This is a genomic window from Pseudomonas duriflava (genome assembly GCF_007830155.1).
GTDB classification, from domain to species: domain Bacteria; phylum Pseudomonadota; class Gammaproteobacteria; order Pseudomonadales; family Pseudomonadaceae; genus Chryseomonas; species Chryseomonas duriflava.
In genome coordinates this window covers 60432-81638 of the sequence record NZ_VLKY01000010.1, presented here as the reverse complement: position 1 = coordinate 81638, position 21207 = coordinate 60432, and the positions used below count along the sequence as shown (strand labels likewise).

Sequence of the window (21207 nt, the reverse complement as noted above, 5' to 3'; positions counted from 1 at the left end):
CAATGATCCACACTGAGGCACTGACCTACAGAAGTCTTTTCTATGTCGCTGCCTTCCTCCCAAGCCGATCAGTTTCTGGATCATTATCTGGCTCGCCATGGTTTGGCAGGCGAGTCTCAGTATGCGCTTTCCGCTTCATTGGCTTGGCGGCTGAATCTGGCTACTGCGGTAGTAAGTCTGTTGTGTCTTGGTGGCGGACAACTAGAGCTGGCCCTGCTTGGCTGGAGTGCCATGCTCTTCCCGGCGGCGGCAGGACTTATGGCCTGGCGGCCTGTCATTCTCTGCGCAGCCCTGTCGCTAGCAGGTTATCTGCTCTGGCATGGTATCGACCCTGCGCCTCTCCAGATTAAAGGGGATCACCTAGCCATAAACGCCTTAATAGGCTTGGCCAGTTATCTGTTCGGGCAGAGGTTACAGCTCAAGCGAGCGCTGGCCCAGAGAAGCGGTCATATTCATGTGCTCAGGCAGTTCAGTGATGTCCTGACCGGCTCTAAGGAGATATGTCTCAAGGAAATCAGTCTCGAAGGCCGCCTCGTAGCTATAAACAGGTTCGGGCAGGCGCTGATGGAGATCTGTAGTTTCGAGCAGGTACGTGACGCCGACTGGCTGGCCTTCTGGAAAGGTGAATGGGCTTCCCCTGCACATGAGGCGTTCGCGCAAGCCCTCCGAGGACACCCGGGCCGCTTTATGGGGTACTGCCCCACGGCCAGTGGTGTACCTAAATGGTGGGATGTGCTGCTGGTTCCGATAGTTAATCGTCAAGGGCAAGTGGAATCCATTCTGGGCTTCTCCTGGGATGTTACCGAAGCCCAGGAGAGTACAGCTGCCCTGAAGCGGGCACATCAGGAGTTTGACGCGCTACTGGGCAACCTGAACGATGGGTTCTACCGGCTGGATCAGGACTGGCGTTTCATTCAGGTCAACGAAAAGGCTGAAGAGTTATTGGCGCTTCGCCGTGACAAGCTGTTGGGTCAGGATATTCGAACACTCTTTCCTGAAGATATGGCCGAAGAATATGGCACGGCCTTTGGCGACGTCATGCACTCGGGCATACCGCGGCATTTTGAGTTTTATTCGGCCTGCTTTTTCCGGTGGTATCGAATCAGCGCGTACCCGAGGCCAAACGGTATTACGGTCTTTTTCAGCGACATTACTTCAGATGTCGCCTCTGTTCAGAAGCGCCAGACAGATGAGGCGCGCCTGCGACTGACACAAGGAATCGGACGCTTCGCCGATTGGCAGTTCATGTTATCCAATCGCGAATTGCTGGTGTCGAGCCAGGCGATGCAGTTGCTTGGTCTGTCCGAAGAAAAAGGAAGGCTTCATCAGGATGTTTTCTTGCGTCAGTTGCATCCTGATGATCGCCTGGCCTTTGTAGCGGCTCTGCTGGACCTAACCGAGGGCAAGGCCACACTTAACGTTGTGGCGCGGGTGCAGGATACGGAGCAGGCTGGGCAATGGCGCGACTTCCAGTTTGCCGGCGTCCTGCTACGTCCGCAGGCCCATCCGGCAGGGTTGCTGGTGGGGTGCATGCAGGACATTTCGGATCAAAAAGATCGCGAACGTCGCCTGATCGAAGCTGAGGTATTCACGCGCAGCATTCTCGACGCCTTGCCTCAGCGTCTGTGTGTGCTTGATGAGAAAGGGCACGTCCTGACCATGAACAAAGCCTGGTCCACGTTTATCCGCGTGCATGGCAGTATTGTTGCCTGGCCAGAAGAGGGAGAAAGCTATTTCAATTTCTGCCGGGCGGCTGCCAAGGGGGGGGTTATCCAGGCGTGGACGCTTCACGATAACCTCCAGGCACTCCTGAATGGTACTGGTGATCCCTTCAATCTTGAATATCACGTCGAACTCAATGGCGAGCTGCGCTGGTTCAACGTGTTTGCGCTGTTGATGGATACCGAGCCTAAGCAGTTATTGGTCGTGCACGAAGACATTACAGAACGGGCACAACTGCAGGCAGCTGTAGAAGTCCAGGCTCAGCGTCTCAGGCTGGCTCATGAGGGATCTAACGACGGGCTGTGGGAATGGAGGCCCGAAAATGAGGCACTTTATGTTTCCGAGCGGTTCACGGCATTGACCGGCGATACACTGGAGACGTACCACGACTTTACCGTCTGGCTGGACGATCATGTCCATCCGGATGAGCGACAGATATTGTCTTCCGCCTTGCAGGATCATCTGCAACACAAAGCGCCATTCGATATCGAGTTGCGCCTTGATACTGCGCATGGCTGGCACTGGTTCCGCTTACGCGGCAAGGCCGAATGGGATGAGGATACGCTCACCCGGTTTGCCGGCTCGCTGATGGATATCAGCCTGCAGCGGGATTTGCTTGAGCAGTTCCAGGCCAGTGAGGCACGGTTTCGTGAAATGGTGGAATTCCTGCCGCATGTATTCTGGGTATACGACACCGCCCAGGCGACGCTCAGTTATGTGAGCCCTGCGCTAGAGAAAACCTGGGGTATAGATGCCGATAGCCTGTACGAGGACATGAGCGTCTGGATGGAGTTGGTGCATGAGGATGATCGAGCAATCGTACAGCGTTTCCAGTATGAGGTAACCCAGCTGCATCAGCAGGCCGAGGCCGAGTATCGCTCGTTCAACCGGCACGGAGACCCGTTGTGGATTCGTAATCGTACGTTCCCGCTGCGTAATGCGGCAGGGCAGGTCTATCGCATCATTGGAATTGCCGAAAACGTGACCGAGGCGCATCGGTATAAGGACCAGCTCTATGCGGCGGCTCACTACGATCATCTCTGCGGGCTGCCCAACCGATTGATGCTTCAAAAACGGTTGGAAGAGCAGTGTGTTCACGCAGAGGCAGGCGAACGGGATTTTCATGTTCTGCTGATTACCCTCGATCGCCATAAGTGGATCCAGCAGTGCCTGGGGCAGAGTGCTTATGACGAGGTAATTGGTAAAGTGGCTGAACGCTTCCAGAACGCGCTGAATGGTCAGGGCTATCTGGCGAGTCTGGGCGGCGATGAGTTTGCCGTTCTACTCAGCCGGGAAAGCGAATCGAATCACTGCCAGCATGTTGTCGATGCCTTGCTTAAGTCCCTGGATAGTCAGTTCAAGACCAGTGAGGCGGCGGTCAAACTGACGGCGGCTATTGGTATTGCCCGTTTTCCAGCCGATGGCGATACGGCCGAGCAACTGATCAGAAGTGCCAGTGCCGCTGTGTATGCCGTTCAGAAGTCAGGGCGCAGCGGTTATCAGTTTTTTGATAAAGGATTGCTCGAAAACAATCTTGATGCGCTAAAGCTCGAAGCTGACCTTACCCGCGCCATTGAGCAAAAAGAGTTCGTGCTTTACTACCAACCCAAGCTCTGCCTGGGTAGCCAGTCGATTTGCAGTGCGGAAGCACTGATTCGCTGGCAGCACCCGGTTTATGGTCTGGTTAGCCCGCTGCGGTTCATTCCTTTGCTGGAGGAAACCGGGTTGATCGTGCCCGTAGGGCTTTGGTGTATCGATCAGGCGCTGGCGCAAGTAGCGCAGTGGCAAAAGCAAGGCCTTGGGCATTTTGTCATCGCTGTTAATCTCTCTATCAGGCAACTGCAGCCGGGATTGGTCGAGGAAATACGCAAGCGGCTGGCGTACCACAAAGTTGCGCCCGCATGTCTTGAGCTTGAACTGACCGAGTCGATCATGCACGACGCTGAAGGCGAGTCGGGCATTATCATCAATGCTCTCAAGGCATTGGGGGTTCGTATTGCTGTGGATGATTTCGGAACGGGATATGCCACATTGGGCAGTCTGCGCTCGTTTGTTCCCGATACATTGAAGATCGATAGAAGCTTTCTGAACGAGATGATTACCAACGAAGCCGACCAGGCTATCGTCCGCAGCGTAATCGACATGGCGCATGCATTGCACATGACGGTAGTGGCCGAAGGCGTTGAGACAGTCGAACAACAGCGTCTGCTGGAGGGGCTTAAATGCGATCAGATTCAGGGCTACCTGATCAGTACCCCGGTATCGGCTGCGGTATTTGCTAGCAAGCATATAAACCTCAAGCAACAGGCTTAGATACCTCTGCTACACAAAAAAACAGGCCGCGCATAGCCAAGCGGCCTGTTTTTATCCTTTTGAGCGCATAACCTGGCGCTCTGCATGCCTCGATAAAACTTTAGCGATTTTTCACCTTAGGTGGCTCAGGTTTTTCCCTAAGAAGACTGCTCGTTTTCCCTCAGGCTCCGCCCGATAGTTTCTCTTGTGTAACGACGCTTAAATATTCCTGCCGTGGATGTCAGGCGACCGGAGTGTTTCGGCCTGCATCAGTCAGGCCGCATGCTTTGGAGGAGTCAAACGCCACTCAGCTGCGTTACGCATCCATTTTGAAACCATCGTTCGTAGTTGAGGAAGTCCTTCATGGCTCTGGTCAAGAAACCCACCACGCCTTCTACCGCGGCTGAAAAAGTCGTTTCCCGCACTGTTGCCCGCGATGCCGAAGCACAGCGCAAGCGTGCCCGTACCATGGCCAAGCAGCAGCAGGCCGCCGAACGTATTGCCGCCGCAACCAATCAGCTGTCCACCGGTGTGAACGAAGCTGCTTCTGCAGCGGAAGAGCTCAAGCGGGCAGCCGACCAGATCGCCAGTGGGGCGGAAGAAGCCTCCGGTGCCGCTCAGCAATCGCTTAAGGCATTTGAAATCGTAGGCCGCTCCATCGAACTGCAGCAGCAGAGCGCGGCACTCGCCCAGGAGAAGTCAGAGGCCATGCAGCGTTTGGCCGCTACGGTTAACGATGATGTGACGGCGTTAATCGCTAATGTTGGTATTGCTGCCGAGCGCCAGGCCGGATCGGTTGAGCGCGTAGGCGAGCTCAAGCAGCAAGCCGCCAATATTGGTGAGATCGTCAAGGCCGTTGGCCGTATTGCTGATCAGACCAACCTGCTGGCGCTAAACGCCGCCATCGAAGCCGCCCGTGCCGGCAAGCATGGCAAGGGCTTTGCCGTAGTGGCCGATGAAGTGCGTACCCTGGCTGAAACCTCTGAGAAAAGCGCAAAGCAGATCTCCGACATGGTTGGCAAGATCCAGCACGACGTAGAAAGCATTGCTCAGGGTATAAACCGCTCCGCCGAAACTATCCAGAGCGAAGTTGAAAAGGGCGGCACCATCACCCAGCAACTCGAGCAAATCCGCCTGGACTGCGTTGAGATTGTAAAGGGTGCCCAAGATATCGCCGCAGGTGCTGTGCAGAGCGGCGCTGCCGCTCAACAGGCCTTGCGTGGCGCGGATTCTATCGCCTCGGCTGCCGAACAACAGTCCGCAGCGGCTGAAGAGTCTGCCAAAACCGTAGACGAACAGGCCCAGGCGCTGGCGGAGTGCGAACAGGCGTCTCAAAGCCTCTCTGAATTGGCGGAAGAGCTGAAAACTTCTACGGATGTCAGCAAGAGCGCTGAGGAAGTAGCCTCTGCTGCGGAAGAGCTGTCATCTGCCGTACAGGAAATCAACCGTGCCTCTAGCCAGATTTCTCAGGTGATCGACCAGATTCGCCAGGGTGCACAAACTCAGGCCGCTGCGACCGAAGAGTCTGCCGCAGCGGTCACTCAAATTGAAAAAGGGTTGGAGCTGGCCCAAGGCCGTGCGACGGCCAGTCTGGAAAAAGCTACTGTCATCAAGACATTGATGAGTGCCAACTCAACCAGCATCGAAGCCATGGTCAATGGCGTGACGTCCTCGGTTGAAGCGACCCGTGCCAGCTTGAGCCAGATAAAAGACCTGGAGCTGATCTCTCGTCGAATCGACAAGATCGTCGACGCAATTACTACCGTTTCCGTACAGACCAACATGCTGGCTGTGAACGGCTCGATTGAAGCGGCTCGTGCCGGCGAGTTCGGCAAGGGGTTTGTGGTCGTTGCTACTGATATCCGCAACCTGGCCCATGACTCAGCTGAAAACGCTGATCGTATTAAGGACTTGGTAAAGGCGGTTCAGGATCAGATCGGTGTAGTAGGCCGCGACCTGGAGGAAATTATCAGCGCTGCCTTGGCCGAGACCCAGAAGGCCACCGCTATTACGCGCAACCTGGACAGCATGGCTGGTGATATTGCCAGTGTCGAAGTCGGCTCCTCCGATATCCTCAAATCCGCCGAAGAGATCGGTGCCAGCATCGCTCAGGTAAAGGCCGGTATCGAGCAGATTTCCGCAGCTGCCCAGGAAGCCGAGCATGCCGCTCAGGAAGCCGCTGCCGCAGCCAAGCAACAGTCTCAGGGGGCCGAAGAACTATCGGCTGCCATCGAAGAGATTGCCTCCCTGGCTGACGAGCTGCAAAGCGCCTAAGTCCCTGAAGTGAGGGGATTGTGATGACTCAAGCAACTATAAATAACAGTCCCGCTGTTTACAGCGAGGGCGACGATGAGGACCTGGCCCAGGGCCGTCAGTTCGTGACGTTTACCGTAGGGCAGGAAGTGTTTGCGGTTGAGATGCTTCCGGTACAGGAGATCATTCGTGTACCCGAGGTGATCCGCGTACCGCTGACGCCGCCCGCCCTTAATGGGCTGGCGAACCTGCGCGGCAATGTACTGCCCATTATCTGCCTGCGGACTTTGTTCAATATGGACACCCGTGAGGCGGATGACTCGACACGGGCGATCGTGCTCAACCTGGGGCAACCCCTGGGGTTTGTGGTCGATCGCGTAGCCAGCGTGATCATGGTGGAAGAAGAGCAGGTCGAGCCGGTCAGTAATGTGCAAGCCACGATCAACACCACGCTTTTGACTGGTTTGCTCAAGCAGGTGGGTGGTCACGAGCTTGTGATGATCCTGGATTTCGCTGCGCTGATCCGTGACAGCTTTAGCGAGAGCAGCCTGCTTCAGCGTGCAGCGGTAGCCAGCGGCCTGAGTGCCCTGCCTGACGAGACGGACGAAGAGGACAGCGACGAGCTGCAGCTGGTCAGCTTTACCGTAGACGGCCAGGAGTACGGTATGGCCATCGAGGATGTACAGGAAATCGTCCAGGTTCCTGAGCACATCGTATCCGTACCCAAGTCAGCTTCGCATGTGCGTGGTGTGATGACCCTGCGCCAGCGTTTGCTGCCGCTGGTGTCATTGCGGGAGATGTTTTATCTGCCAAGCCAGGAAACCGACGAGCGCAGCCGGATTCTGGTGGTAAGCCTGGCTGGCGTCTCGGTTGGGATTATTCTCGACAGCGTCAACGAAGTGCTGCGTGTGCCGACCAGCCAAGTCGAACCCATACCGCCAATGCTGGCGCGTGATCAGAACATGGGCGAGCTCACCGGTTTGTGCCGATTGCAGAACGGCAAGCGCCTGGTGTCGGTGATTTCCGCCGAGCGCCTGTTCCAGCATCAGGCGGTACAAACCGTTTTGACTACGACCGAAAAGGAGACCAGCGTGAACGATGAAGTGCTGGATCAAATCGATAACGATAATGACGATGACGAAGAACAGCTGGTGGTGTTTCGCTTGGGTAACGAAGAGTTCGGCGTGCCTATCGATAGCGTTCAGGAGATCGTTCGCGTTCCGGAAAACTTGACCCACGTTCCAAAGGCGCCGTCCTTTGTCGAGGGGGTGATGAACCTGCGCGGTGTTGTACTGCCGGTGATTGACCAGCGTCGCCGCTTCGGTCTGCCGAGCATCGAGAACAACGATCGCCAGCGCATTATGGTGTTTGTCATCAATGACTTGCGCACCGGCTTTATCGTGGACTCGGTAGCTGAGGTGTTGAAGATCGCCCGTACGTTGATCGAACCGGCGCCCGCTCTGTCAGTCGAGCAGCAGCGCCTGTTCGGCCGCGTGGCAAATCTGCCCAAGCAGAAGCGCATGATCCAGCTCGTTGAGCCGCGTCAGCTGCTAGGCGAGCAGGAGCTCGACGCGCTGTCGAGCGTCGCGTAAGGGAAGGGTGCTGCCGTCATGATTCGTCTGCTTATCGTCGATGACTCCGCTTTGATGCGTCGCCATCTGCAGAAGATATTCGAGGCCGAAGGCGACTTCGAACTTGAAATGGCCCGCAATGGCCTGGAAGCAATCGAGCTGGCCCGCCAGTTCGATCCGGACGTCATCACCCTGGATATCAACATGCCGGAAATGGATGGGCTGACTGCGCTTTCCATGCTCATGGCAGAGCAGCCCCGTTCGGTCGTGATGTTTTCATCATTGACCGAGCAGGGCGCTATCGCTTCGCTTGAAGCGTTGGCGCTGGGCGCAGTGGACTTTTTTCCTAAGCCGGGCGGCACAATCTCGCTCAATATTGATCAGGTGCGTGACAGTCTGGTCGCAAAAGTACGTGCAGCGGCCAGTGCTCAGCTTAAAAAAGCAGGCAAGCTACGGGCTACGCCAGCAGCGCCGACCCCGTCTCGGGGCGAACCAGAGCCGGTGGAAAAACTTGTAGAGATGCCTACGGACCAGGGCGAAGGGTTGGTGCTGATTGGCTCGTCTACCGGCGGCCCTCGTACTCTGGAAGAGATCCTGCCCAAGCTGCCGGCCAGCTATCCCTGGCCACTCGTAATCGCTCAGCACATGCCAGCCAATTTCACCCGTGCCTTTGCCGAGCGAATGAACAACACCTGCGCGCTTACCGTGGTAGAGGTCAGTAAGCCCATGCCCCTCGAACCGGGAAGGGCTTATGTAGGCATGGGGGGTAGCGATATCTGCATCAGCCGCCGTGCGGGCAGGCCGTATGCGATCCCTAAACCGGAAAACAAGGCCTATCTCTGGCATCCCTCTGTCAGCCTGATGGTGGAAACCGCCATGCAACATTTCCTGCCCAGTCAGTTGATCGGCGTAATGCTGACCGGCATGGGCTACGACGGTGCGGATGAAATGGCCGAACTCAAGCGCCGCGGCGGTCGCACCCTGGCTGAGTCAAAGGAGTCGTCTGTGGTGTTTGGTATGCCGGCTGAGCTGATCCGCCGAGGCGGTGCTACCGAAATCATGGCTTGTACTGAAATGGCTGCAACACTCATTCGATGGGGCAGCGGCAAATCCATTACTTCTTCACGAGTACCCCGTCATGCCGCTCATTCGTAACACTCTCCTCGAACACCAGGGCGATGATCAGCCAGCCGGATTCCAAGCGCTGTTCGATGCCTTACATAACCCGGAAGCGGCTGCGCGCCGTCTTGCTGCCCGGGGCTTAGTAGACGCGCCCGGGGGGAGTACGGCGCTGGTTGAGCGCTTGGAAGAAGAGTCCGAATCCTCTGTGCGCGAGGCACTTATTACCAGCCTGGCAGCGATTGCCGATGTCACGGCGGTAACAGCCCTGATCGATTGCCTGCGCAGTGAAGACGCCGCCCTGCGCAACGATGCCATCGAGGCCCTGAAAACAGCGGGTTCCCAACATCCCGCTCTCATCCAGGACGCCTTGCAGGATTACGATGCGGATGTACGCATCCTGGCCGTCGGTATTCTGGAGTCACTCAAGCATCCCGATGTGGAGCTGTGGCTGATCGACCTGCTTGAGCACGATTCTCACCTCAACGTATGCGCCTGCGCTGTAGATCTCCTGTGTGAATTGGGCACTGAGCGGGCCGTGCCAGCGCTTGAGCTGTGTCTGGAGCGTTTCCCCAACGAGGACTACCTGCGCTTCGTCGTCGACCTGGCGATCAAGCGGCTACGCGGAGAATCGTCTCTGTGAGCCAGACACCTGCTATTACCCAAGAAGACTTCGTTAAGTTTCGCGAATTTTTCTACCGCAAGACCGGCATCCACTTTGATGATTCGAAGCGTTATTTCGTGGACAAGCGCCTGGTTGAGCGTATCGAAATGACTGCTGCCGGTAACTTTCGCAACTATTTTGTAAACCTGCGCTTTCAAACCTCGGGTGATGAGCTTCAATCACTGGTCAATGCCATGACCGTGAACGAAACCTACTTCTTTCGCGAGGAGTACCAGCTCAAGTGCCTGGTTACGCACATGCTTGAAGAAGTGACCAGGCGCAAAACCGACTCTGAGCCCATTCGGATCTGGTCCATGCCGTCTTCTTCCGGCGAAGAGCCTTATTCCATTGCCATGTATCTCTTGGAGTACTGGAAGGGCATCGAAGAATGGGATGTCGAGCTGTTCGCATCGGATATCGATACCAACATTCTGGAGCGGGCCAAACGGGGGCTTTATAGCCCGCGCTCGGTGCATAACCTGCCGCTTGCGCTGCTGGAGAAGTATTTCACGCGCCAGAAAAACGGGGATTACCAGCTGATCGATGATATACGCCAGAGCGTTGAATTCAGCCGGGTAAACCTGATGAGCGCCAGCGATGTAAAAGCCTACAAAGGGTTCGACATCATTTTTTGCCGCAACCTGCTGATCTACTTTGACGATCTCTCGCGCCGGCAAGCAGCCGACACATTTTTCGATGCGCTCAACCCCGGTGGAATGATCTGCCTGGGGCACTCGGAATCCATGAGCCGGATTTCGTCCTTGTTCAACGTACGCAAGTTTCCCGAAGCGATTGTTTACCAGAAGCCGTTGGAGGCCCGATGAAACGCATTCTGATCGTCGATGACGCGGCGACCATCCGGCTCTTCAACCGGCAAATCTTGGAAAAGGCCGGTTATCACGTTGATGAAGCCGTCAATGGTATCGAGGCCTTGGAAAAGAGCCTGTTGAATCCTTACGACCTGTATCTGGTTGATGTGAACATGCCCATGCAGGATGGCTTCAGCTTCTTGCGTGAGCTGCGCGCTCAGGCCATTCCTCAGGCGCCGGCGGTCATGATCACGACCGAGGCGGGAGAACATGATCGTCAGCAGGCCTGGGAGTCCGGGGCCAATTATTACTTAACCAAACCGATCAAGCCGGAAGCGCTGCTGCGGCTGGTACATGTTCTGACCGGGAAGGGTGCCTAGTGAACGCATTACTTCAGCAATTCATCCAGGAGAGCCGAGAGGGCCTGGAAGCCATCAGCAGTACCCTGCTGGAGATGGAGCGCGCACCGGGCGATACCGCCGCCATGGGCGAGCTGTTTCGCCTGGTACATACGCTCAAAGGCAATTCGGGTCTGTTCGGCTTTCCAGCGCTAACCCGGGTATTGCATGCCGGCGAAGACGTCATGGATGCCGTACGTAATGGCGAGCTGAGCTTTAGTCAGACGCTGGCCGACCAGCTGTTGAACATGGCCGACTATGTCAGCGTATTTCTTGATGAGGTCGAGCAGAACGGTGAGCCCGGCGAAGCCTTTCAAACACCGCCTCGTGAGCTGGTTACAGCCTTGCGCGCCTGGCTGGAAAGTGGCGAACGCACCACTGAAACACCACCAGCCATAAGCACGAGCGTTGCGGCTCTCCCAGTGCCCGCCTGGACGGAAGACTTGCCGGAGGAAGTGCGTCAGGCCGTGGCAGGCATGCTTCGCGAGGGGCTGAGTGTTTTCCGGGTAGAGTACCAGCCTGCAAGCGATTGTTTCTTTCAAGGCACCGATCCGTTGCATCTGGTCCGGCAGTTGCCGGCTATCCTCTGGCGCCGTATTAGCCCGTTGCAGCCGTGGGCGCCTACTGCCGAGCTGGATGCCTATCAGTGCAACCTGCGTATCGAACTGGTCTTGAGTACCCGTGAAGAGGAACTGGCTGAGCATTTTCGCTACGTCAGCGATCAGGTGACCTGGGAGGCCGTCAGCCTGGCAGCTATCGTTCAGGAGCCACAGTCCTCACCGGTAGTAACGAGTGCGTTGAGCGCAGTCGATCCGTTGGTCATGGATATTGTGCGCACCCAACAAGTGGCCTTGTCAGCCTGTCTGGCACAGCCCTGGCTTAGCGGCCAGCAGGCGGCCATTGTTCGGACCTTGGGTAATGCACTGTCTGGTCATGACATGCTTCTTCAATACTTCCAGCAATCCTTGGATGAAGCCAACCGCCAGGCGAGTTCCACACCGCTCATGGCGTGGCTCCAGGCGGAGTTAGAGGCCAGTGCATCAGAGGCAGGTGAGGTTCATGAAGAGTGCAGCCTTGCCCGTGATATCGCAGGGGAGTGGCCATCGGCTCAGCTCGAACCCTCTGTAGCCGCCATGCAAGGCGTATCCGAGGCTGTCCCTGTTGCAGCGGAAAGCGCTTCGGCCCGTCGTCAGGACGATACAGGCCATGTTACGCCCAAGGTACTCAAGATCGAGCAGGAAAAGATTGATCGTTTGATGAACCTGATCGGCGAAATCGTCGTAGCCAAGAACGGGCTGCCATACTTGGCCGAGCGTGCCGAGAACCAGTACGGTCAACGTGACCTTGCCCGTGAGATCAAGGCGCAATACGCCGTAGTCAATCGCATCGCAGAGGACTTGCAGGATGCCATCATGCAGGTGCGCATGATGCCGGTGTCCTTTGTGTTGCAACGCTTCCCCCGCTTGGTACGTGATATCGCGCGCAAGCTGGGAAAAAAGGTCAACCTTGTCCTGGAAGGAGAGGATACGGAAGCCGACAAGTCCATGATCGAGGCCCTGGCCGATCCGCTTGTGCATATTGTCCGTAACTCCATGGACCATGGGCTGGAGCTGCCCGAGGAACGCGTCAAGGCGGGCAAGCCGGAAACCGGCACGTTGCGCATTCGCGCCAACCAGAACGCAGATCACGTCGTCATCACGATTGAAGATGATGGCCGTGGTATCGATCCGCAAAGGATCAAGGGCAAGGTGGCCAGCAAGGGCTTGGTTGAGCATGCGGCTCTGGAGGCGATGAACGATCAGGAGCTTATTAATCTGGTGTTCCTGCCAGGCTTTTCTACCGCCGAGCAGATTTCCGATCTGTCTGGCCGCGGTGTCGGCATGGACGTCGTGCGCTCGGGTATCGAAAAGGTGGGAGGGCAGATGCGCCTCTCCAGTCAGGTTGGCAAGGGAACTCAGCTCAGTTTAACGCTGCCGCTGAGCATGGCGGTTACTCAGGTTATGGTGATCGAATCGGGTGGCCAGCGCTTTGGTATTCCGATGGATCAGGTCATGGAAACCGTACGCCTGCCCAAGGCATCTATCCATACCATCAAGCATCAGCCTACGGCACAACTGCGTGGTCGTACGATCCCGCTCAAAAGCCTGAACCAGATGCTGGCGGTATCGCAGGAGCAGATTCTAAACGAAGACGACGAGTACGCCCTGATGGTGCTGCGCAGCCGTGGCGAACTGGTCGGCCTGATTATTGACGACTTCCACGGCTCGATCGACATCATCCTAAAACCCATGGTGGGCATTCTTGGCGAGCTGTCCGGTTACTCCGGTACGGCTGTCATGGGGGACGGTTCCATCCTGATGATCCTCAATCCTACGGAGCTGTTCGAATGAGTATTACCTTCAAGAAAAGCGTGGCCGTATTGACCGATCAGGTCACGGTTGAAGAGGCTGAAACCTTGCTGGAGTGGCTGCTCAAGAACCCTTCCGGAAAAGTAAACCTGAGCGATCTTGATCATCTGCATACCGCTAATCTGCAAGTGCTCATGGCGTTAAAGCCGACGGTTTCAGTTTGGCCGAAAAATACCGATACAAAATTGTGGCTAGAAGCCGCAATGAACCCGTAGGAGAACGTGAAATGAGCAAGAACATCATGATTGTCGACGACTCCGCGACTATGTTGATGAGTCTGCGCAGCAGCCTGGAAATGTCCGGCTTCAAAGTTGAGGCAGCCAATGATGGTGTGCAGGCAATGAGCAAGCTGCAGGGCGGTTACAAGCCGGATCTGATCATTACTGACATCAACATGCCGAACATGGGCGGCTTGGAGCTGATTGGCAAAGCCCGCGCACTACCAGGCATGCGTTTCGTGCCAATTCTGGCGCTGACCACTGAAAGCCAGCAGAGCAAGCGCGATGAAGCCAAGAAAAATGGCGCTACCGGTTGGCTGGTTAAGCCCATCGGCTCAACTGATCTGCTGAAAGTCATCAAGCAAGTCCTTCCAGGCGCTTAAGGAATCGAAATGAACAACCAAGCCTACCTGAAGGCCGGATTACCGCTGGCTATCGTTGCACTGGGCCTCAGTTCGCCTTTATGGTCGGCTTGGCTGGCGCAGCTGCCAACACTGGCCTGTATGGGGCTGGCCGTGTTTTTCTCTATTCCCCTCTTGCTTATGGTCTGGAAGCTGACCCAGGGCCAGACTTCACCCAGTGAGGCGCAGCTTATGGAGCAGCAGGGTGCCAGACAGGCTGAACTGTTGCAGAAGGCCGCCTCTGCTACACAGGCTGTACCCAACCTAAGCCGTATCGTGCAGCGCAATCTTAATGAAGTAAGCCTTGAGACAGAGCGTCATGTTCTGGCAGCCATCGGACGGTTGAACAATATTCATTCGACCGGGCAAAAGCTGGTCGAGACGGTTCATGAAGGCTGTGACTTTGCCAAGAACCTGTCCAGTCAGGCCAGTAGTCATCAGGCTCGCAACGAAACGACCTTGGCGACGCTGGCGGCTTTCGAAAAAGAGCGCAAGGAAAGTCTCAGCAGCGACATCGAGCGGATGCACCGCCTGTATGAGGATGTAAAAGCCACAAAGCCCCTGATTGAGCTGATTGGTGATATTGCCAAACAGACCAACCTGCTGGCGCTCAATGCCGCTATCGAGGCCGCCAGGGCAGGGGAGTCGGGGCGTGGTTTTGCGGTTGTAGCGACCGAGGTGCGTAACTTGTCCGCCCGTACGGCTGAGGCGGCAAATTCCATCTCCAGTACAGTGCAAACACTGGCTTCACGTTTCGAGGACGAGTCGCGCGCTGCCCAATACCGCCAGGAAGATTTCTTGTCCCGTAGCGGGCTGGATCAGGTCGGGGAAGAGCTTCGCTCCATGGCAGGTTATCTGGTAGCCGCGTCGGACTGCCTGACGAACGTAGTCATCAATGTCAAAGGGCTCAGCGCCGAGGTCAACCAGGACGTACAGGATGTGCTGGCCTCTCTTCAATTCCAGGATCCGCTCCGCCAGCGGCTGGAGCAGAGCGGCCACATGCTCAGTACTCTGGGTGATGTGATGCAGGCCTACGGCACGGGTCTGGCCAAGCCGGACGCCTGTCAGCCCAAGGATCTACCGGATCTGGAGGCCCATATGCAGGTTCATCTGAACAGTTATGTGACTCACTCTCAGCACAAGGGGCACCTTGAGGAAACGGGGCGAGGCCATGAGGTGCAAGCGGAGGGTATGAAGATCGAGTTGTTCTGATGAGGCTCGCCTCTAAGAGAGGGGCTACCAGCTGTCCGTTGCGTTGATTTCGCCTGGCAAGATCCTCAGCAGGTTCCGTAGAGAAACAGGGCTTGGCCGCCTGGTTTCCCTACGGAACCTTACCAAGGTTAAGCCAAACGGCAGTCATCAATATAATACCAGCCCTATATTGGAGATAATAACACACACAACCTCAGCGCTAACAACAAGGGTAGTCAGCAAGACAGAGCAGGCTGCTGCTTGTACTGGCGAATGGGTTAGCAACTAACTGGATCAGCAATGCGAGCCTACGGCTCGATTGTCAACAACGCCTCGGTCAGTGCTTCAGCCAGATATTGAACCGAAAAAACGCCCCCATACGTCCAGGTAGAGCGGACAGCAGCAAAGTGCCGGTTTTGTACAAAGGGCATAACCTGCCAGAGCCTTGTCGAAAACAATTTCTCGCCTTGAGCAAAAGGCTCGATATGCAGGACGACACCCTCATTGATCTGGCCCAGTTCACTGATTGGTTTCTGAGTAATCCCCCACGCTGTTGCAGGTAGAGGATAGGCTGGGGGCAGTTGCAACAACTCCATGGCATATTGCGGCATGGAGTTATCGCCATAAACGTAAGCTACTGCCGGTGAGGCAAAGCGAATCACCGTTACTTTCGGAGGGTGACCCCGAAAGTGCAAGTCCAGTTGCTGACGCAATTCCAGGATGCGCTTATCCATGGCCGCCAGACGCTGCTCAGCCTGGGCTTTACGATCAAACTGCTCGGCCAACTGTAGATAGTTACGTCGGGCGGTTTCGTAATTGTTGTAATCCTGGCGGAAGTTATCGAATGATTGCACAGAGGCGATTCGCTCAAGCTTGCTGCGCAGGCCTTCCAGTGACGGGTTGATCAGGATGAGGTCGGGCTTCAGCTCAGCCAGTAATTCCAGGTTGGGTTCCACCCGGCTACCGGCACTCCGCACGCTATCCGGCAAGGTAGGGCGTACCACCCAGGTCTTGTAATCGTCGGCATCTGCCACGGCCAAGGGTGTGATGCCCAGCTCTAGAAGATCTTCAGTGGATTCCCACGTCAGGGAAACGATCCGCTTTGGCAGGGTGTCGGCATGGGCTGCGTTAATAAGCAGAGCCCATGCCGTGAGGAGCAGCGTAAAAATCAGGCGCATCGCTGTCTTACCAGCAAAATGATGAAGTAAGTACCGCACAGTATCGAGGCGACGACGCCAACGGGCATTTGCAGCGGATAAATGATGACTCGCCCGATCCAGTCGGCTGTCAGCATGAGTACGCTGCCCAGGGTTGCCGCCAGTAGCAGCTGTGGCAGTACCTTGCGTGCGCCCAGGATGGCCGCAATGTGAGGAGCCAGCAATCCCAGGAAGGCCACCGGCCCCATAACGCTCGTGACCAGAGCACACAGCAGCGAGACCAGTAACAGAAGCACGATACGCAAACGGGTCAGTGGAAGGCCGCGGCCCAGGGCAATGCCGTCACCGATCGATGCGAGTGTCAGGCCACGATGGAAGAACAGGCTGATACTCCCCAGTATAAGCACGCCCAGGCACAACCAGACGGCTTGCTGGGCGGATACCCGATAGGTCGAGCCAGCCAGCCAGCCCATGATGGCGAACGAGTCGGCCGTACCCTTGGCCAGAGCAAACTGGAGCGCAGCATCGAGCAGTGCCATGAGCGAAATACCGACCAGCGCGAGCATGCCCGGTGCGTACTGATGACGACGCCCGAACAGCAGCAGGATGACCAGAACGAGCATGCTGCCCATGAAGGCTGCCAGGGGAGCACTGGCGGACTGAATGGCTCCGCCGGTCAGAAATGCGCCGATCAATAAGGCGAGCGTAGCGCCGGCAGACAGGCCCAGGATATCAGGGCTGGCCAGTGGGTTACGTAATAGCCGTTGCAGGATTACACCCGCTATGGCCAGTCCTATTCCAGCTGAGGCAGCCGTTAGGGTACGCGGCCAGCGAAATGACCATATCAACGCTGAGGGCCATTCAAGTTTCCAACCGCTCGCCCCAGGCGCCAGACACAACGTCAGCCAGGTAATGCAAACAACACAGCTAATAATGAGCGCCCATCCCCAGCGGGTGATCCGCCGATCCGCATGGCCGGGTAGCACCAGACCTCGTTGATCCTCGCCAGACAACTGCCGACGTGACAGCCACAGCAACGCCGGTGCGCCGATCAGTGCAGCCGCAGCCCCGCTGGGAACAAGGTTGATCGTCCACCGACTGGCCAGAACTGCCAGAGCGTCAGTGCCCAGCAGCAGCAAGGCGCCCAGCAGGGTGCTGTAGAGCAGCTCATCGAAGGCCGAGCGGGCACCAAGAAGGCGCGCAAGGTTAGGGGTTAACAGGCCGATAAAGCCAATCAGGCCGACCGCCGTGATCGAGATGGAGGTCAGCCACAGGGATGCAACAAAGAGCCCAAGCATAACGGGCCACAGGCTCATGCCGCGTGCTTGTGCACCTTCACTGCCCAGGCGTAGCAGTGTAAGTGGGCGGGAGGCGAAGGCGAGTACAGCAAGGCCTATGGCAAGCTTGGGCAGTAACCACGTTACCCAATGCCAGTCCATCTGTGCCAGATCACCTGCTCCCCATAAAAAGAGATTGCGAGCGTACTGGTCGTTAAGCATTACCAGCCCCGACGCCAGCGCTCCCAATAGGAGATTCATGGCCATGCCGGCCAGTACGATGGGTAAGCCGGCAATGCCGGCTCGCCCGGCGATCAGCAGAACAAGCCCCACAGCCCCCATGGCACCCAACAGGGCTGCCCATTCACCATGGTGAGCGGCAAAGGTTGGTGCCAGCAGAGTAGCGCACACCAGTCCAAGCCAGGCGCCTGAGGCCGAGCCGATGGTCATGGGGGAAACCAGCCTGTTCTGAGTCAGCTGTTGCAGAATGCTTCCGGACAGGCCTAGGCCGGCACCCACCAACAGGGCCATGACGACGCGTGGCAGGGCAGCATCCTGAAACTGCAGTATGGAAAAGTCATCGCTGGCAGGCCCTACGAGCGCTGCCCACTGCTGGCTCAGGGAAAGTGTGGATCCCAGTTGCACATGTCCCATAGCCAGGAGCACGAGCAGCAGGAAGGTAATCGGATAGCGTAGCGATCGACGGGGTATGGCGAGGGTGGACATAGACGGCAACCCCGCCTGGGTACGGCTGTTGTGCATGGTTAGGCAACGACCGCAATCTTGCGCTGGGCGTCCGGCTGGTCGAGCAACTGAATGTCGATATCGTAAAGCTCCGATAGCACATGGCTGGAGAGCAAGGCTTCCGGCGTACCGTCGAAGAATAACCGGCCTCGCTTGAGCGCGACGATACGGTCGGCAAAGCGGGTGGCCAGGTTGATGTCGTGCAGGATGACCACAATACCGCGTCCTGTTTTTTTGTTGAGTTCGTGAAGGAGGCCCATCAACTCGTACTGATGGGACAGATCCAGAGCCGACGTCGGTTCGTCTAACAGGATCAACGGTGATTGCTGAGCCAGTAGCATGGCAATCCAGGCCCGCTGGCGTTCGCCACCTGAAAGCGTGTCGGTCAAGTGATCGGCATAATGGGCTACATCGGTCTGCTGCATAGCGTGTTCGATCAGCGTCTGATCGTCGTGCTGCCAACGGCCCAGCAGGCCACGCCAGGGAAAGCGTCCCAGGCGAACCAGCTCCCGTACGGTCAGTCCGGCTACTTCAGGCAGGCGTTGAGGAAGAAAGGCGATACGCCGTGCAAAGTCGCGCTGACTAAAGGTGCCGATAGGCTGGCCATCCAGCTCGATACGGCCGCTGTCCGGCTGGGCCTGTCTGGCCAGCAGGTTCATCAGGGTCGATTTGCCCGAGCCGTTGTGGCCAAGAATAACGGTTAATTCATTGCCGGCCAGGCGTAGATTATCCAGCGTCAGGATGAGTCGGCCGCCGCGATGCACGCGGATATCATTCAGTTGCAGCATCAAGCGTCAGCTCCTGGCGTAGGCGGGCAATTCGTTCTTCCTGTTTGAGCTTGGGGCATGTGCTGCACAGCTCACCATCGGCACGCCGAAAGTGCTGGCAGCAAACCTTGCGGCCCAAGGCAAGACGCTCGCAGCCATCGTCCAGCGTGATGCTGATCAATTCGCTGTGGCCTTCCAGCCCCAGCACATGCAGCCATAGGCCTTCCAGTTCACGCAAACGCTCGTTGGATACCCGGTCCCGTTGGTTTTTCTGAATGAACAGCAAGGCAGCCAGAACATAGTCGGCCTGTAGCCTCCGGGCCATTTTCGGGCTGATCTTGAGTACGGTGCTGACTTCTTCTAGCTGACGCTCACACAGATCCCGTAATTGTTCCCCGGCAAAGCAAATCAGGTCGTCCTGTTTGGCCACGCGAGGACAATGATCCGGTAGACAGAAGCCGGCGACGAACCCATTGGTAACACATTGGCCCATGTTAGCCAGGGAAGGAGCACAACCTCCGAGGTGAACACCAAGAATACTCAGGTAAATAGGCTGCCAGATCGTCAATGTCCAGCAGCGTGCCGACCAATAGTGCGGTCCGGCTTCAGGGTAGGCGGTCTGCCAATGCTCAAGTAGTGCTTGAAGACGCGCTTCATTCTCCGCCGCGCCGCAGGTTAAGTCATTGGGTCCTGCATGGCCGATCCGCCCATTAAGTCCTGGAAGGGAAAGAGCTGTCAGATCCAGCAAGCGTATGAGGTCGGTTTTTACCTGAATCGTCATGGTCAGACCCAGAAGAGAAGAATTAACCTGAGATACGAACTGCCTGGCAGGCGGCTCGGAGGCTAGGCTCAGCTGCGTCTAATTTAATCACCGAAATACAAATGCATCAAATTATCATTTCGATAACCCGGCTAATGACAGGGTGTAATGACGTCGAAGCTTGATGCCTGGAGTAGCGCTGTTGCGCCACTCCAAAGAGATTTTAGGAATCTAAACGTTGTAGTTAGTGTTCAGGGTACTGATGTAGCAACCCTGGCGGGCATTCTAACCAGCCAGGGAAACAGGATGGCTGTTACCAGCAGTCCCGCAGCTCCGACCCAGAAGGGTGCGGTAAGGTCGTAGTGGCTGACCAGCAGACCGGCTCCGTAAGACGAACACATGACGCCCAGACTTTGGAAGAAATTGATCTTACTGAAGTCTATGGCGTAGGCCTCGGGACTGCTCATTTCAAACATTAGGGCGTCCAGTCGAACTGTAACCTGGTAGAGCGACCAGCCAAACAGGACCCGGCCAAGGAGAATAAGCGCCTCATGGGAGAACGCCTGCATGAAAATGCCACAGGCACCAAGCAGTAGGGCTGCCATGATGCTCTGGCGGCCACTCCCTTGCTTTCCTGCCCGTTTGCTCCACCATAAGGCGACCAAGGCAACGGCACCCGGCAAGGAATACACAAAGCCGGTAATCAGCTCGCTTTCCAAGGCTGAAACCTGCTGCCAGAAGACTGAGAAGAAAGGCCGTATGACATAAGCGCTGAAATAGAACAGCAGCATGAGCAGGCATAGTTTGAATATGATCAGATTATTGGCTGTACGGGCTGGTGATGCTGTTACCGTTTCAGTGCCTGCTGCCGACTCGTCAGAGCCAGCCTCCCCGGAGGCTGGTGGACGGCTGCGCATCAGGTGCATACAGATTGCCATCTGCACAAAGTCGCCTAACGCCATGATTAGAAAAACTTCACCAATCTCAAGCGCTTGCAAAACCAATCCGCCCACGGCGGCGCCCAGAATGGCACCGAAGTGGACCACAACGGAAAGCGTACCAATCGTCTGGGTATGGCTTTCCTTGTGTTCCAGGCTCATGACATAGGGATACATGAGCAAGTAGCTACCCTTGAAAACCACCATGATCAGAGACACAACCCAGAATACGGGAAGCGAGTCGATCGTATAGCAGGCCACGCAGAGCAGACCGGCCGCGAGCTGCGTCCAGATCAAAATACGAATCGGATGTATCCGTTTGGCCAAACGTGCCCACAGGGGAAAGGCAAACATTACGATCACACAAATAGCCGCCAGGTAGGCGCCAACCTGCTCCGGCTTCGGGTTTCCAAACCGGTTAGCGAAATATTGTGGGTAAAAAGGAATCAGCATGTTATCGGTGATAACGGCCAAGGCCGTCATCACGATCAGGCACAAACGCAAATTCATAACGGCAT

General features: G+C 56.5%; 16 protein-coding genes and 1 pseudogene. 12 read left to right on the top strand and 5 right to left on the bottom strand.

The window, feature by feature from the left end; genetic code table 11:
- Nucleotides 1-42: 42 nt before the first annotated feature.
- The 12 genes and pseudogenes from IQ22_RS15150 (at nt 43) to IQ22_RS23845 (ending at nt 15067) form a co-directional block, all read left to right on the top strand.
- Entirely contained in the window at nt 43-4035 is a 3993-nt protein-coding gene (locus tag IQ22_RS15150) for an EAL domain-containing protein (RefSeq protein WP_145143464.1), read from the top strand.
- Between the two features lie 342 nt (nt 4036-4377).
- Nucleotides 4378-5187 (top strand): annotated as a pseudogene (locus IQ22_RS24110) (methyl-accepting chemotaxis protein); the annotation flags it as partial.
- Between the two features lie 447 nt (nt 5188-5634).
- Complete coding sequence (locus IQ22_RS24105; protein ID WP_425298869.1) at nt 5635-6288, top strand: methyl-accepting chemotaxis protein; 654 nt, start codon at nt 5635-5637, stop codon at nt 6286-6288.
- Nucleotides 6289-6311: 23 nt separating this feature from the next.
- The gene (locus IQ22_RS15140) at nt 6312-7859 is read left to right on the top strand and encodes a chemotaxis protein CheW (protein ID WP_145143460.1); all 1548 of its coding nucleotides are present in this window, start codon (nt 6312-6314) and stop codon (nt 7857-7859) included.
- An 18-nt stretch (nt 7860-7877) separates the two neighbouring features.
- Entirely contained in the window at nt 7878-8993 is a 1116-nt protein-coding gene (cheB, locus tag IQ22_RS15135; protein ID WP_145143458.1) for a chemotaxis-specific protein-glutamate methyltransferase CheB, read from the top strand.
- Nucleotides 8977-9600, top strand: coding sequence for a HEAT repeat domain-containing protein (locus IQ22_RS15130; RefSeq protein ID WP_145143457.1), 624 nt, complete (start codon nt 8977-8979; stop codon nt 9598-9600). Before cheB ends, IQ22_RS15130 begins: the two co-directional genes overlap by 17 nt.
- Nucleotides 9597-10445, top strand: a complete 849-nt coding sequence (locus IQ22_RS15125; protein ID WP_145143455.1) for a CheR family methyltransferase — start codon at nt 9597-9599, stop codon at nt 10443-10445. The genes IQ22_RS15130 and IQ22_RS15125 overlap by 4 nt, the downstream gene beginning before the upstream one ends.
- On the top strand, nt 10442-10810 hold the full coding sequence (locus IQ22_RS15120; protein WP_145143453.1) for a response regulator: 369 nt from the start codon (nt 10442-10444) through the stop codon (nt 10808-10810). Before IQ22_RS15125 ends, IQ22_RS15120 begins: the two co-directional genes overlap by 4 nt.
- Nucleotides 10810-13218 carry a chemotaxis protein CheA gene (locus IQ22_RS15115; protein ID WP_145143451.1) on the top strand — a complete coding sequence of 803 codons (2409 nt, stop codon included), beginning with the start codon at nt 10810-10812 and terminating at the stop codon, nt 13216-13218. The genes IQ22_RS15120 and IQ22_RS15115 overlap by 1 nt, the downstream gene beginning before the upstream one ends.
- The gene (locus tag IQ22_RS15110; protein WP_145143449.1) at nt 13215-13451 is read left to right on the top strand and encodes a hypothetical protein; all 237 of its coding nucleotides are present in this window, start codon (nt 13215-13217) and stop codon (nt 13449-13451) included. Before IQ22_RS15115 ends, IQ22_RS15110 begins: the two co-directional genes overlap by 4 nt.
- 11 nt (nt 13452-13462) lie before the next feature.
- Nucleotides 13463-13837: a response regulator gene (locus IQ22_RS15105; protein ID WP_145143447.1), complete on the top strand. Its 375-nt coding sequence runs from the start codon at nt 13463-13465 to the stop codon at nt 13835-13837.
- A 9-nt stretch (nt 13838-13846) separates the two neighbouring features.
- Entirely contained in the window at nt 13847-15067 is a 1221-nt protein-coding gene (locus tag IQ22_RS23845) for a methyl-accepting chemotaxis protein (RefSeq protein WP_145143445.1), read from the top strand.
- Nucleotides 15068-15354: 287 nt separating this feature from the next.
- On the opposite strand, the gene IQ22_RS15095 is transcribed toward IQ22_RS23845, so the two are convergent.
- The 5 genes from IQ22_RS15095 to IQ22_RS15075 form a co-directional block, all read right to left on the bottom strand.
- A complete protein-coding gene (locus IQ22_RS15095; RefSeq protein ID WP_145143443.1) occupies nt 15355-16224 on the bottom strand; it encodes an ABC transporter substrate-binding protein in 870 nt (289 codons plus the stop codon).
- Complete coding sequence (fhuB, locus tag IQ22_RS15090; RefSeq protein ID WP_244309176.1) at nt 16215-18242, bottom strand: Fe(3+)-hydroxamate ABC transporter permease FhuB; 2028 nt, start codon at nt 18240-18242, stop codon at nt 16215-16217. Before fhuB ends, IQ22_RS15095 begins: the two co-directional genes overlap by 10 nt.
- Nucleotides 18243-18244: 2 nt before the next feature.
- Complete coding sequence (locus IQ22_RS15085; RefSeq protein ID WP_145143441.1) at nt 18245-19012, bottom strand: ABC transporter ATP-binding protein; 768 nt, start codon at nt 19010-19012, stop codon at nt 18245-18247.
- Complete coding sequence (locus tag IQ22_RS15080) at nt 18996-19772, bottom strand: siderophore ferric iron reductase (RefSeq protein WP_145143439.1); 777 nt, start codon at nt 19770-19772, stop codon at nt 18996-18998. Before IQ22_RS15080 ends, IQ22_RS15085 begins: the two co-directional genes overlap by 17 nt.
- Before the next feature lie 230 nt (nt 19773-20002).
- Nucleotides 20003-21199 carry an MFS transporter gene (locus tag IQ22_RS15075; protein ID WP_145143437.1) on the bottom strand — a complete coding sequence of 399 codons (1197 nt, stop codon included), beginning with the start codon at nt 21197-21199 and terminating at the stop codon, nt 20003-20005.
- Nucleotides 21200-21207 lie beyond the last annotated feature (8 nt).

Excerpts from the sequence above, each read along its gene's own strand:
- IQ22_RS15150 (WP_145143464.1), top strand. The coding sequence starts at position 43 with ATGTCGCTGCCTTCCTCCCAAGCCGATCAGTTTCTGGATCATTATCTG.
- IQ22_RS24105 (WP_425298869.1), top strand. The coding sequence starts at position 5,635 with ATGAGTGCCAACTCAACCAGCATCGAAGCCATGGTCAATGGCGTGACG.
- IQ22_RS15140 (WP_145143460.1), top strand. The coding sequence starts at position 6,312 with ATGACTCAAGCAACTATAAATAACAGTCCCGCTGTTTACAGCGAGGGC.
- cheB (WP_145143458.1), top strand. The coding sequence starts at position 7,878 with ATGATTCGTCTGCTTATCGTCGATGACTCCGCTTTGATGCGTCGCCAT.
- IQ22_RS15130 (WP_145143457.1), top strand. The coding sequence starts at position 8,977 with ATGCCGCTCATTCGTAACACTCTCCTCGAACACCAGGGCGATGATCAG.
- IQ22_RS15120 (WP_145143453.1), top strand. The coding sequence starts at position 10,442 with ATGAAACGCATTCTGATCGTCGATGACGCGGCGACCATCCGGCTCTTC.
- IQ22_RS15110 (WP_145143449.1), top strand. The coding sequence starts at position 13,215 with ATGAGTATTACCTTCAAGAAAAGCGTGGCCGTATTGACCGATCAGGTC.
- IQ22_RS15105 (WP_145143447.1), top strand. The coding sequence starts at position 13,463 with ATGAGCAAGAACATCATGATTGTCGACGACTCCGCGACTATGTTGATG.
- IQ22_RS23845 (WP_145143445.1), top strand. The coding sequence starts at position 13,847 with ATGAACAACCAAGCCTACCTGAAGGCCGGATTACCGCTGGCTATCGTT.
- IQ22_RS15095 (WP_145143443.1), bottom strand. The coding sequence starts at position 16,224 with ATGCGCCTGATTTTTACGCTGCTCCTCACGGCATGGGCTCTGCTTATT.
- fhuB (WP_244309176.1), bottom strand. The coding sequence starts at position 18,242 with ATGCACAACAGCCGTACCCAGGCGGGGTTGCCGTCTATGTCCACCCTC.
- IQ22_RS15085 (WP_145143441.1), bottom strand. The coding sequence starts at position 19,012 with ATGCTGCAACTGAATGATATCCGCGTGCATCGCGGCGGCCGACTCATC.
- IQ22_RS15080 (WP_145143439.1), bottom strand. The coding sequence starts at position 19,772 with ATGACGATTCAGGTAAAAACCGACCTCATACGCTTGCTGGATCTGACA.
- IQ22_RS15075 (WP_145143437.1), bottom strand. The coding sequence starts at position 21,199 with ATGAATTTGCGTTTGTGCCTGATCGTGATGACGGCCTTGGCCGTTATC.